The sequence below is a fragment of the Paenibacillus apiarius genome (genome assembly GCF_017052585.1).
GTDB lineage: Bacteria > Bacillota > Bacilli > Paenibacillales > Paenibacillaceae > Paenibacillus_B > Paenibacillus_B apiarius.
Genome location: NZ_JAFFHZ010000001.1, coordinates 3462864 through 3475605, shown reverse-complemented (window position 1 = coordinate 3475605; position 12742 = coordinate 3462864). Strand labels below are relative to the sequence as shown.

The following is a 12742-nucleotide window of genomic DNA, read 5'->3' as shown; positions in this document are numbered from 1 at the left end:
AAAGCTTGAATTCAGACAGCTGCGCTCATTAATGTTATAATTCTGAAAGGATAATTAAGATTCATTAGTATCAGTAACTTACAGCTCAGGAGAGGAATTGTGAGATGGAGAATGCTCTTAACCATGACCTTATAACGAATTGGTTGACTTTGACTCATATACAAATGAACGTAGCCAATGAATTGGAAGCGAATTTGCAAGAGAAGTATCAGTTGTCTTTAAAAGAATTTTATTTGCTTTTGTTTTTGTCAGAGGCTCCAGAGAAAAAATTGAAATTACAACAGTTGGAGTCCATGGTTGGTTTAAGCCAGAGCGCCGTATCCAGACTTGTTAGCCGATTTGAAGCAAAGGGCTGCGGAGCTTTAAAAAGACTTGCCTGCGATGATGATCGCAGAAGTATCTATACTTCGTTGACACCAATAGGCCAAGACAAGGTCGACAGGGCACAAGAGACTTTTGAAGAAGTATTATTAGCGGTCTTTCCTGAGAAACAAATAAAGCAGCTGCTGCAACACATGCTTCATGTCAAACAGGCCAAATCCGAGTAAAGCCCTTAGCTGCCGTGCACCCCTTAGGCTCACCAACACAAGAATCCAAACCACTTTATACGAAGTGGTTTTTCTGTTTTGATGGAGCCTAATCGTGACATTGTCTTCTATGTGGTCTCGGAACGGGAAGAAACGGTCACAATTATCCACGAAGTATAGATTAGGAATGTTGATGTCTTCTATCGTTCCAAAGTATAAAAAAATTGCCTGGATTTCCATTGAGACGCTGGCTCCATACCCATATATCCCATCTGCCTGTCCCGTGTAACCAGATTACAGCCTGATCTGATTGTGACGCAAAATGAACACCAATACGAGATGCTCGAACAAATCCGCACCCACGCTTTTGATCCCTTATCAAAGTGCCAGTCCATTGGAGAAGCTTCGACTGATAGGCGGCGCTCTCAACAAAAGTAATCCATATCGATTCGCCCTTGAAGATCCTTACTCACTTGATGAGCAGCTTCAAGTTATTGCAGCCAGTTTGCTCAAGGGATACTAACGTCTTGAATTTTACAAGCGTAGGCTGCTATACGAGCAGCAAGCTGTTGCGAGGACGGCGATTCGGGGTGCTCCTGTATCCCTTTAAACACATCAGCCATGCCATAGCGAGAGGAACAGCAGGAGCATTCGACCGCAGCGCTTATCTCTACAACTGTAAAAATGCATCTATTCAACTCATTCACAAAAAGAAGTATACCTATTATCCGGCAGCCGTTAGCAGCACGAAAATGGTGTTCGTTAGCCCGTGCACGATCATGCCGGGAATGACTGATTTCGTGTTCTCATAAGTCCAAGCGAAAATCAGGCCTGCGACAAAATTGATTGCGAGTGTGTTGTAGGTCGGAATATGAGCCGCCATGAAGATGGCCGAACTTAAGAATGAAGCCCATCCCCTGCCGCAGCGCGTGCGCAACCAGCGGTACAGAAAGCCGCGGTAGAAAATTTCCTCATAGACGGGCGATACGATGCCTGCTGACACAACGGCAATCAGGACGGTGAACAGGGATATCTGGCTCTGAATACTCTCTGTTTTGCTATTTTCATAGCTGCCTCCCAAAAGGGACATCAGGTATAATATCAGCACGCTCGCCGCGAGCAGAACGAAAGACCAAATGGCGATGGAGATCAGGTATTTGCGGGGAAAGGAGCGTATGCCTACCTCAGCCCATCCCATCTTTTTGGGGAGCAAGGCAATAATATAGACTCCATTGGTAAAAGTAATTCCCATCACAAGTCCCGTCAAGGTTCCCGAGTACAGCGAGTTATGAAAAATATGTTCAAATAGAGCCTGCAGCCGGCTTTCAATGAGCCATGGCACCAGAACAAACGTTAGCAGCAGCAGAGCGATCAGCTCCTTGACGGACCAAGGATCTTTGTCGCTCCACTCTTTGCTTTTTTTGGTTATCATAGATTCTGTTACACTTACAGTAGTCATTCAGCTTCCCCCTCTGTTTTCTTTAGGGCCAGTTTAAAAGATGACGTTACGTCACCTGCAAGCATTATTTTTGATAACAAATAAAGTTCGATCAGGAGGATACCATGACGATGAACCAGTGGACCACCGGACAAGTGGCAGCCAAACTCGGCCTGTCCGTTCGCACCATCCGATATTACGATCAGATTAAGCTGGTCAGTCCGGGGAACAAGGAGGCAGGAGGCAAACGCCTCTATTCAGAAGAAGATTTGCTCAGACTCGAGAAAATCATGCTGCTGAAGTCATTATCTCTGCCTCTTGGCGACATTCAGAAACTGCTGGACGAGCTGTCGATCCGGCAAATTCTAGAAGCGCATCAGAAACTGTTGGAGAATCAGTTAGCTCAGCTTCAAGAGAGCTTGAATAATACGACATCCTTGCTTCATTTCCATGAGCTTGAAGGAGAGTTCCGCTGGGATACGCTGCTTCCGCTCGTGCAAAGCTCCCAGCCGGGTCCAAAGCCATGGCAGGCTTATTTTAATGATGAGGAGTTGCAGGTGCTTAAAGCCCGCCTCCCCAAGCTGGAAAATAACGACGAGATAACTCGGCAGTGGATTGGGCTCATCGTCCGCATTGAAAGATGCATTCAAGAGGGCGCCAAGCCGCAATCGGCAGAGGGCGCAGCGATTGCAGTCGAGATCGATCGGCTCTCGGAGCTGACCTTTGCGGGAGACACGGCGCTGATGAATAAATTTTGGGAGCTGCGGAAGGACCCCGCCTCGACGGATCAGGGCTTGGTTCCTATTCGTCAAGAGGTCATTCAATTTATCGAGGATTGTCTGACTCATTCATGAATTCGGGTGATTCAAGAGAGAGATAAACGTAAACAGGTTAGCCGTTTCGCCTTTTCCCCGCGTTACGCTGTAACCCGTCGAATCAATGCCAAACACTTCTAAATAAAGATCCAACCGAAGCCGAGGATATAAAGTAACTTGTTGGCGTACCCGTTTCTCCATCAATCCCTATCTGAATGTTTTCATTATTTTTGCCTTGGGCAGTAAAGCCCCAAGAAGATTTATTCTTGATAAAGGTCAAATTATCTGCCGTTATTTTGAAGGATTTACTTGCATTCAACAACTGTAACAGCTTCTCAGCACCTTTTTATTTCTTAATGCTGTGAGTGTCTCCCCATCTTTATAATAGGAGCGTTGCGCTGCATCAAAAGAAGCCGTTTGTGATGGATCCAGCTCCTGAACGGCCTTTAAAGCCGCCTTCCTCAATGGACTTCCAGCCAATCACGATACGCTGACAATCGCTTTTCTCCACTCTCCCACTCGTTCAGAATGGGTATCCCGCCGATAGGTGAGGTTAACTTTGAGTCATATGTACCCGTTGCTTCCCAGATGATGCAGCAACATCACCGTAAGATAACATCGTCTAGCGACTGAGACATGCGGAAATCGCTAGATGCTGAGCGAAGGGGAGAGTGGGCATAAGCGCGGAATGGATAAGAAGAACATCTCGACAGTGGTATATTGTTCGATGACTTCTCCCATGTCAACGATTAACAGGCGCACAATCTGGGAACTGCGGGGCTATGCTTGCCATACAACGCTCTCCTCACCGTACTGAACCATTGGGAGAGTGGGCCTAAGGAGGAAAGAGAACTTCCTGTTGGATGAATGCAGACAAACAGCATAATGTTACTTTTTCATTCCAATCACCATTCGATCCATTGGAAAATATACAGTTTACTGCCGAGTTTGGAGCGAAAGCTCGCCTTTCTATTGGAAATCGTCCAGTTAAAGGCATAAAAGCAAGACCTCAGTTCAGATTAACTGAACCAAGGTCTGGAAAGTATTCTTACATATTTGGCCAGCGAGATGCCTGTTAACACAAGGACCGTTATCCTTCAGCTTGAACAGGCCTTTCCTCCGCCGGCTTGACCGGGGCCCGCTTGCGGATGGTGGCAGCGGCATCGCTATTACGGATTCGAAGCGCAACGCACAGACCTGCAAGCAGGAAGCTTGCGGCGCCGAGCAGGGCCGCGCGGTAAGCCAGCAGATTGGGCTCCATGCCTCCTGCGGCATTCACCGTACTGGTGCCTGCAGCGGCTAGAATGCCGGACAGAATCGCCAAGCCTATTGCCGGCCCGAGCCTGTTCTGTACGGTGAACCAAGTCGAGGCGCGCCCCATCGATGAAGGGGGAATGTTGGCGAAGGCCGCGATCTGCACTGCTCCGACCGTATGCCCCAGGAAGATGCCGACACCGAACAGCAAGCTCCGAATAAACCATGGATTCGTCTCGGAGCCTACCATGCTCAGCAGCACAAATATGGAAGCCGTACACAATAGCCCTATGATGATGACGCGTTTCGGTCCAAGCCTCGGATAAGTCCAAGGCACAAGCTGGGAAGCAAGCATGAGGCCCAGCGCCTCCGGGAAGGTGGTCAGGCCGGTGTCAAGCGCCGAGGCCTGCAGGGCATTCTGGTACATCAACGGGAATACATAAAGCATGCCCAGCAAGCCCGCTGCAGCGAACATGGCGACAAGACCCGTCGTGCGGAACAGGCGGTCGCCTAACAGACGCAGATCAAGCAGCGGCTGCTTCACGCGCAGCTCGACGGCGACAAGGGCGGCTATCAAGATAAGGCCCGTCACCCCCATGGTTAAGATCACAGGGGAATTCCACCCCTGCATAGGGCCTTGGCTAAGCGCATACATCAACATAGCCAAGCCAGGAGCCGATAAGAGGAGGCCTGGAATATCCAAGCGTCCCGCCTCCGGCTCCTTATGCTCTTTCAAATACATAAAGCCAAACAGCAAAGCCGGAATCCCGATCGGCAGATTGATATAAAATATCCAGCGCCAAGAGAAATGCTCGACAAGAAATCCGCTCACAATCGGCCCTACCGCAGGGGCAAGGGCAATCGGGAGAACGAGGGCCCGTGAAACCTTGGCCCGCTCCTGCGGAGGAAACGTGCGGAACAGCATCGCCATTCCTACGGGAGTAAGCAAGCCGCCGCCGATGCCTTGAACAACTCGATACACGGTCAGAGTTGTCAAATTATCGGCTAAGCCGCACAATGCCGAGGCTCCTGTGAACAGGGCCAGCGCAAGCAAAAAAGTGCGCTTCGTCCCCCATTTGTCGCCAAGCCAGCCCGCCACCGGGAGAACGATGGCGAGGCTCACTAAGTAGCCGACATTAAGCGCTCCCGATGCGGCTGGCGGAACTTGAAGCTCTTGGCTGATCGTCTGCAGCGCAACGTTCAAAACGGTGGCGTCCATGGCAACCACGAACATGGCTGCCACGTATACGATGCACACTACCTTTTTCGGATTCAGCCAAGCCTTCATTGCCTCTCTCCATAAACAAGCTCTGAAGAGCCGTATAGGCTGCGGGGCCGCAGGTCGACCCAATGCAAGTTGATGTAGTCCACACACTCTTGGCGCGTCTCCGGCCCCAGAACAGGGCTCCAGCCGTCCGGCACCGCGGCGAAGGCAGGCCAAAGCGAATATTGCCCCTCGTCATTCATCAGCACCAGATAAGCGCCGTCCGCTTGCTCAAAAGGATTAGTCATAGATTAGCTCCCTCCCTTCAAGTCTAGTCGCCGCGCCATGCGCAGCCTGCAGCTTGACCAAGATGCGCCCGCCGATCTCGGCGAGCGGTCCAGGCTGACACAGATCCTTATGCCGGCATGCGATATCGTGCCGTTCGATCTGTCCGCCTATATAGGGAACCCACATGTCCGGTTCGATCGGATCGAACCAGTCCGGTATGATAGTCGAACGGAAGAACAGCAGATCTCCCTCGAACCGCCGCGGAACATAAGCGCCCAGCAGGCGAACCGAGTTCTCATACGTTGTTTTCAAATTCATGATGGTGGCTTCATCCAGAGTAGCCAAAGCACTGCTGTCGCTGCGCAAAATCTGAATCGCGCTTGCAATATTGAGCGGAACGTCCCCAATGCTGTCCCTATCGTAGCCGCCCAAAGCAAGCAGCGCGGTCAGCGCCTCCTCCTCATCCGGTTCTCCGCGAATAGGCAAGTAGTGGCTCGGATATGCGTCGAGCATGGCGAGAAAAGCGACCTCTTCTCCCTCTGCTTGCAGCTGCACGGCCATGGCGTGAGCCACATTGCCCCCCAGGGACCAGCCCAACAGCCGATACGGACCAGCAGGCTGAACCGATCGGATATGCCGAATATAATCTGCCGTCATCTCTTCGAGTGTATTCGGCAGCTCCTCGGCCTCGGCAATGCCGCGGGCTTGCAGGCCATAGATCGGATAATCCATGCCAAGATGCTTCATCAGTCCTGCATAGCACCAGCTGAGTCCGCCTGCGGGATGGACGCAGAACAGCGGCAGCTGAGCTCCGTGCGTTCTAAGCGGCAGCAGCACCTGCAGCGCGCTGTGCCCGCCGCCCATATCGAGCCTTTCGGCAAGCCCGGCTGCGGTAGGAGCCTCGAAGAGAACGGCGATGCTCAATTCCCTGCCCATAGCTTCGCGAATCCGGCTGATGAGGCGGACCGCCAGCAGCGAATGGCCGCCCAGCTCGAAGAAGCTGTCATCAATCCCCACGCGCCGCATCCCGAGCACTTCGGCGAACAAATCACACAAAACTTCCTCCTGTGGCGTTCTTGGGTTACGGCCGTCAAGCGCCAAGGAGATGTCAGGCGCCGGCAGCGCCTTGCGATCCAGCTTGCCGTTCGGAGTGAGCGGCAAAGCATCCATGCCTATAATCGCAGCCGGGACCATGTAATCAGGCAGAATGGAAGCAGCATGGCGGCGCAAATCAGCCGGTTCAAGGTTCGCGCCCAAGGCGAACACCACATAAGCTGCCAGACGTTTGTCTCCCGGCTGATCCTCGCGCACCACGACTGCCGCCTGGGCCACCCCGGGATGCCGGGCAATTACGGCTTCGATCTCGCCCGGTTCGATACGGAAGCCCCGAATCTTCACCTGATGGTCGGCCCGGCCCAGATAATCTAGAGAACCGTCGGCGAGCCGCTTCGCCAAATCTCCGGTGCGGTACATTCGGGTGCCTGGCGGACCGAACGGATCGGCGACGAACCGCTCAGCCGTGAGCCCCGGGCGACCCCAATAACCGCGGGCCAGACCTGCGCCGGCAACATACATCTCCCCCGTCACTCCGGGCGGAGCAGGCTGCAGCGCATCATCCAGCACATATACCCGAAGATCCGGTATAGGCCCGCCAATTAGGCTGTTGGCACCCAGGGCGGCGCTGTTCCGGTCAAGCTCATTGTAGCTGACATGCACGGTTGTCTCGGTAATGCCGTACATGTTAATCAGCCGCGGAGCATGATCCGGATGGCGCTCATACCAGTCCTCCAGCCGGCCAAGCTCCAGCGCCTCTCCGCCGAAAATGACGTACCGCAAGGAGAGCGTCTGCCCTAGCTCTGGATGTTCACGGTCGGCTTGCATCAATTGATAGAAGGCGGACGGCGTCTGATTCAGGACGGTCACGCCCTCTTGTGAGAGCAACTGCAGGAATTCGCCCGGCGACCTGCTGATCGTATGAGGCACCACTACGAGACGGCCGCCATGCAGGAGCGGGCCCCATATTTCCCACACCGAAAAATCAAAGGCATACGAATGAAACAAGGTCCATACATCATCAGAGTCAAATTGGAACCAGTGCTCTGTAGCTGCAAACAAGCGCACCACGTTCTGGTGCGGGATGAGCACCCCTTTCGGCTTGCCCGTAGACCCTGACGTGTAGATGATATAAGCCGGACTAAGCGGAGACAAGCGCCCCCTGCGTTCATGATCGCTTGGGTTGGCAGGGGAATACTGCCGCAGCCGCTCCCCGATGCCGGCCTCATCCAGCACAATCCGCGGAAGGCTTCCCGTATCAGGCAGCTTGCCGCATACGTGAGTGTTGGTTATCATACAGACCGGATCGGCGTCCTCCAGCATATAAGCGAGCCGCTCGACAGGATAATCCGGATCGAGTGGCAGGTAGGCAGCCCCAGCCTTCAGAACGGCCAGCACGCCGACAACCATCTCCACAGACCGCGGCAGCGCCAAAGCTACAATTTGCTCGGGTCCTACACCCTCTGCGATGAGCAGATGCGCGAGCCGGTTCGCCCGGATGTTCAATTCCTCATAGCTCAAGGAGTCTCTTTCATAGACGACAGATACAGCCTCTGGCGAACGGGCGGCCTGCGCCTCGAACAGCTCTGGAAGAGTGCCTTGCCGCGTTGCGGTTACAGGCGCGCTCCATTCCTGCAGGATGCTGTGCCGCTCTTCCAGCGTCAAAATATCAAGCTCTCCGATATGCTTACTTGGTTCGGCGGCAGCAGTGTCCAGCACGCGCAAATAACGGGCTGCCAATGCTTCGGCCGTACTGCGCTTGAACAAATCGGCGCTGTATTCCACAATTCCATCCAACCCGTCAGGTTCCCCATTCACATCGCGGCGCTCATTCAGTTCCACCGTCAAGTCGAACTTCGCCGTGCCCGCGCTTTGAATGTGAAGGCTGGATGTCACACCCGGCAGCTCCAGCGCTGCATCCGGCGTATTTTGCAGCACCAGCATAATCTGGAAGAGCGGATGTCTGGCCCGGGAGCGGACAGGGTTAAGCACCTCGACCAGACGCTCGAACGGCAAATCCTGATGCTCGTACGCAGCCAAGCTGACCTCGCGGACTCTGGCCAGCAGCTCGCGGAAGCTCGGTTCGCCTGAAGTATCGGTGCGCAGCACCAATGTGTTGATGAACAAACCGACAAGGCCGTCAAGCGCATCGTCGCTCCGTCCGGTGATCGGGCTGCCGATCGGAATATCGTTGCCCGCGCCAAGCCGCGTAAGCAGAACGGCCAGTGCGGCTTGCAGCACCATGAACAGGCTCGCCTTGCTGTCACGTGCAAGCTCTAATAGCTGGCCGTGCAGCTGCCTGTTAATATGGAAATGAACGGTGCCGCCTTGGTAGCTTGCTGCTGCCGGCCGCGGATAATCGGTTGGCAGCTCCAACTGCTCCGGCAGGTCCTTAAGCGTCCGCGTCCAGAAATCGAGCTGGCGGGCAATCAGACTGCCGGGATCGCCAACGCTTCCCAAAAGGCGCTCCTGCCAGATCGCATAGTCCGCATACTGTACGGGCAACGGCTGCCATTCGGGAAGTTCGCCCCGGCAGCGTGCCGCATATGCAGCGGACAGATCGCGGGTTAACGGAGTCAGCGACCAGCCATCCCCGGCAATATGGTGCAACAGCAGCAGCAGCACATACTCGTTCGGAGCAAGCACGAACAGTTGGGCCCGCAGCGAAGACTCAGCCGATAGCTGGAAGCTGTACCTCACGGCTTCCGCAAGCAGTTCAGGCAGCTCAGCCTCGCTCGTTTCCGTCAGGATCAGCTCAGGCCGTGCCTCTCCGGCATCCAGAATAAGCTGACGCGAGGTCCCTAGCGTATCGGGAAACACCGTGCGCAGCGTCTCGTGCCGGTTCACCACATCACCAAGGGCCGCCTCCAGAGCCTTCAGGTCCAATTCTCCGGACAAACGGGCTACAAGCGGAATATTATAGGTTGGGTTGGGTCCTTCCAGACGATACAGGAACCATAAACGCCGTTGGGCGAAGGACAGCGGAACGCTCTCCGGCCGCACGGCCGGCCGTATGGCCGGTCTGGCCTCCTGCGCATAATCGATCCGTTTGACGAGACCCGCAACCGTAGGCGACTCGAAGAGGCTGCCGATGTTCAGTTCGACGCCAAATGCCTCGCGTATGCGGACCATCACCCGCCCGGCAAGCAAGGAATGGCCGCCCAGAGCGAAGAAATCGTCATCGATGCCGACACGGGACAGACTTAGCACCTCGGAGAATAAAGCGCATAGAATCTCCTCCTGCGGTGTCCGCGGTCCGCGTCCCGCAGCCGTCATGCCGAGATCAGGCGCGGGCAATGCCTTGCGATCGATCTTTTTGTTCGGCGTCAAAGGCATGGCGTCAAGCGTGACGACAGCGGCTGGGACCATATAATCGGGCAGCTTGTCAGCCGCATAACGGCGCAGCTCGGCCGGATCGATTCCAGACGCAGAGGCTGGAACCACATAAGCGATCAAGCGCCGCTCCCCGGGTTGATCCTCCCGGACCATCACCGTCACTTGAGCAACGTCAACGTGCTGCGCAATCTGAGCTTCGATTTCGCCCGTTTCAATCCGAAAACCGCGCAGCTTAATCTGGTGATCGGCACGCCCCAAGTAGTCGATGGAGCCGTCCTCCAGCCATCTCACGAGATCGCCCGTACGGTACATCCGCGTGCCAGACGGACCGAATGGATCCGCAACGAAACGCTCCGCTGTCAGGTCAGGGCGGCCCAAGTAGCCGCGTGCCAATCCGGAGCCGGCAATATACAGCTCCCCCGCCACTCCCGGCGGAACAGGCTCCAGCGCTGCATCCAGCACGTATAGCCTCGTATTCCAGATTGGACCTCCAATGGACGGCTTGCCCGTGCGTGAATCGTCCAGCAGCGCGGCAGTTGAATAAATGGTCGTTTCCGTCGGGCCATATTGGTTGTTGACTTGGCAATTCAGGTCTTGCAGGGCGAGCTTAAGTCCGATTGGCAACGCCTCGCCCCCGGTTATGATCGTAAGGCCGTCGAACCTGTCAGGCTTGCTTGCAGCAAGCGATTGCCACAGTGTCGGGGTTGCCTGCATAATGGTGGCCCCCGTGTCCCTGATCCTTTGCGCCAGCGCAGACGGATCCAGAATCGTATCCTTCCGGGCGATATCTATGCTGGCTCCGCTCACGAGAGGGAGCAGCACCTCCATGACGGAAATATCAAATGAAATCGTAGTTACGGACAGCAGCCGCTCCTGACCGTCAAGCTGAAAGCGGGCCCGCATCGCAACAAGCAGGTTGGTTAGACCTTCAAATGTAAGCAGCACCCCCTTAGGTCTTCCAGTCGAGCCGGAGGTGTATATCACATAAGAAGGGTGGAGGGGCAATAAACGGTCCGTTCGGTCTGCGTCATCAGGATTATGCCCGGCCTGCTGCTCCAGTCTGCCGATGGTTGCGGGATCATCCAGCACGATCGTGGCAGCGGCACCGCAGTCCGGTAGCTTGGAGGCAACCTCCATTGCCGTTATGAGGCACATCGGCTTCGCGTCTTCCAGCATATAAGCAAGCCGCTCGGACGGATAATCCGGGTCCAGCGGCAAATACGCCGCTCCCGTCTTATGCACAGCCAGTATGGCGGCGACCATCTCTGCCGAACGCAGCAGCGCCAGAGCCACGATCCGATCCGGCCCGGCACCGCAGGCAATCAGCAAATGCGCAAGCCGGTTAGCCCGGGTATTCAACTCGTCATAACGCAGGGTGGCATCATCAAAGACGACCGCAACCGCATCAGGGGTGCGGGCAACCTGCTCCTCGAACAATCCCGGCACGCTCGTCTGCGGCAGCTCATGCGCGGTGTCATTCCAGTCGCTCAACACCTGACGGCGTTCTTCGGGCAGGAGCAGCTCCAGCTGCCCGATCGGTTGGCCGGGAGCAGCAGCCGCAATCTTGTCCAGCAAATGCAGACAGCGCCGCTGATGCAGCATCAACTCGCTTGCGCTGTAAATCGCAGGGTTCGCATCAAAGTCGATACGCAGTCCGCTGCCGTCGGAGTTGCAGTACACGTTAATCGTCAGGTCATCCACAGGCCCCGCCGACAGGTTGCGTATCCTTCCCCGATATCCGGCAAAGCTCAGTTCCTCGACGAACGGCATCACATTAATGAGAGGGCCGAACAATCTCCGGTTATCCCCCAGCACTTTCAGGTCGCGCCGCAGGTCCTGATGACGATAGTCCTGGTGCCGTCTTATCTCGCGAATTTCCCGTGAGACCTGCTGCAGCAGTTCGCTCAGACTCATGTCCGGCCGGACCGCCACACGCAGCGGCAGCAAATTCATGACCATGCCGGGAACGCGCAGCGCTGCAGAGCCCAGCCGGCACATCACGGGCAAGCCGAGTATGACGTCGTCTGCGCCAGTCATCCGATGCACGTAGACGGCGGCAGCCGCAATCAAGACATCGGGCCAACTTGTCCCCGACCCGCTTGCGGCCGCCTGCCAACCGCTCATGACGGATGACGGCAGCTGCGCGGATCGGCGCAAAAAGCTGCGCGATGTCCGCTGGGCACGATCGCCTAGACTGACCGCTTCGGGTTCATCGGCGAAGCGCGCCAACCAGAACTGCCGATCCTCCTCCATCCGATCTGATGCCCGATAAGCCGCATCCTCCTGCAGAATGGAGCGCACAGAACCAAAGGCTCCCTCGCTGGACGGAAGATCATAGGCAAGCGCCGTATAAATTTGAGCTACCCTCCGCGCTAAAAGCGCGAAGCCGAAGCCATCGATTGCAATATGATGAATGCGTTGGTACCAGTAGAAACGATCGGAAGCGAGCTTGAACAGCGCTTCCGTAAACAGCGGGCCGGAGAGCAGGTCGACAGGCTGAGCCAAATCATGCTTCATCCATGCTTCTGCCGCTTCGTGCGGATCCTCCTGCCCGCTGACATCGATGAGATGAAGCGGCCAGCCTGAAGACGGGGCTATCGTCTGCCAAGGTCCGTCCCGGTCCTCTCCGAAACGGACATGCAGCGCTTCCGCCTCCGTCACGGCCTGGCGCAAAGCGGTCTCGAAGCGTGCTGGATCAACAGGTCCATGGATTTCTATACATTCACCGGTATTGAAAATCGGGTTGTCCGGATCAAGCTGTTGAGCAAACCAAATACCGGACTGCGCCCCCGACAGAGACCAGCGGACCCTCTCATGGTCAGGCATG

Annotated in this window: 8 protein-coding genes; 3 read left to right on the top strand and 5 right to left on the bottom strand. The window is 55.5% G+C overall.

Annotated elements, in window-relative coordinates; translation table 11 throughout:
* Positions 1 to 104: 104 nt before the first annotated feature.
* Entirely contained in the window at positions 105 to 548 is a 444-nt protein-coding gene (locus JSQ80_RS15570) for a MarR family winged helix-turn-helix transcriptional regulator (RefSeq protein ID WP_206095937.1), read from the top strand.
* 703 nt (positions 549 to 1251) lie between these two features.
* Here the strand turns inward: JSQ80_RS15570 and JSQ80_RS15565 are convergent.
* Positions 1252 to 1986, bottom strand: a complete 735-nt coding sequence (locus JSQ80_RS15565) for a CPBP family intramembrane glutamic endopeptidase (protein WP_240463677.1) — start codon at positions 1984 to 1986, stop codon at positions 1252 to 1254.
* A gap of 110 nt (positions 1987 to 2096) precedes the next feature.
* Here JSQ80_RS15565 and JSQ80_RS15560 point away from each other — a divergent pair, with 110 nt between their 5' ends.
* Positions 2097 to 2819, top strand: coding sequence for a MerR family transcriptional regulator (locus tag JSQ80_RS15560; protein ID WP_087434632.1), 723 nt, complete (start codon positions 2097 to 2099; stop codon positions 2817 to 2819).
* Between the two features lie 82 nt (positions 2820 to 2901).
* Here the strand turns inward: JSQ80_RS15560 and JSQ80_RS15555 are convergent, their stop codons facing one another.
* The gene (locus JSQ80_RS15555) at positions 2902 to 3102 is read right to left on the bottom strand and encodes a hypothetical protein (RefSeq protein ID WP_206095936.1); all 201 of its coding nucleotides are present in this window, start codon (positions 3100 to 3102) and stop codon (positions 2902 to 2904) included.
* Positions 3103 to 3643: 541 nt separating this feature from the next.
* Between JSQ80_RS15555 and JSQ80_RS15550 the strand changes: the two genes are divergently transcribed.
* Complete coding sequence (locus tag JSQ80_RS15550) at positions 3644 to 3859, top strand: hypothetical protein (protein WP_206095934.1); 216 nt, start codon at positions 3644 to 3646, stop codon at positions 3857 to 3859.
* Between the two features lie 11 nt (positions 3860 to 3870).
* On the opposite strand, the gene JSQ80_RS15545 is transcribed toward JSQ80_RS15550, so the two are convergent.
* The 3 genes from JSQ80_RS15545 to JSQ80_RS15535 are packed head-to-tail and all read right to left on the bottom strand — an operon-like array spanning position 3871 to position 12741.
* Positions 3871 to 5322 carry a DHA2 family efflux MFS transporter permease subunit gene (locus JSQ80_RS15545; RefSeq protein ID WP_206095933.1) on the bottom strand — a complete coding sequence of 484 codons (1452 nt, stop codon included), beginning with the start codon at positions 5320 to 5322 and terminating at the stop codon, positions 3871 to 3873.
* Entirely contained in the window at positions 5319 to 5546 is a 228-nt protein-coding gene (locus JSQ80_RS15540; protein ID WP_206095932.1) for an MbtH family protein, read from the bottom strand. The genes JSQ80_RS15545 and JSQ80_RS15540 overlap by 4 nt, the downstream gene beginning before the upstream one ends.
* Complete coding sequence (locus tag JSQ80_RS15535) at positions 5539 to 12741, bottom strand: amino acid adenylation domain-containing protein (protein ID WP_206095931.1); 7203 nt, start codon at positions 12739 to 12741, stop codon at positions 5539 to 5541. Before JSQ80_RS15535 ends, JSQ80_RS15540 begins: the two co-directional genes overlap by 8 nt.
* Between the last annotated feature and the right edge of the window lies 1 nt (position 12742).

What these genes read in the sequence shown, in the direction of transcription:
- JSQ80_RS15570 (WP_206095937.1), top strand. Translation starts at nt 105, where the DNA reads ATGGAGAATGCTCTTAACCATGACCTTATAACGAATTGGTTGACTTTG.
- JSQ80_RS15550 (WP_206095934.1), top strand. Translation starts at nt 3,644, where the DNA reads ATGAATGCAGACAAACAGCATAATGTTACTTTTTCATTCCAATCACCA.
- JSQ80_RS15540 (WP_206095932.1), bottom strand. Translation starts at nt 5,546, where the DNA reads ATGACTAATCCTTTTGAGCAAGCGGACGGCGCTTATCTGGTGCTGATG.
- JSQ80_RS15560 (WP_087434632.1), top strand. Translation starts at nt 2,097, where the DNA reads ATGAACCAGTGGACCACCGGACAAGTGGCAGCCAAACTCGGCCTGTCC.
- JSQ80_RS15535 (WP_206095931.1), bottom strand. Translation starts at nt 12,741, where the DNA reads ATGCCTGACCATGAGAGGGTCCGCTGGTCTCTGTCGGGGGCGCAGTCC.
- JSQ80_RS15565 (WP_240463677.1), bottom strand. Translation starts at nt 1,986, where the DNA reads ATGACTACTGTAAGTGTAACAGAATCTATGATAACCAAAAAAAGCAAA.
- JSQ80_RS15545 (WP_206095933.1), bottom strand. Translation starts at nt 5,322, where the DNA reads ATGAAGGCTTGGCTGAATCCGAAAAAGGTAGTGTGCATCGTATACGTG.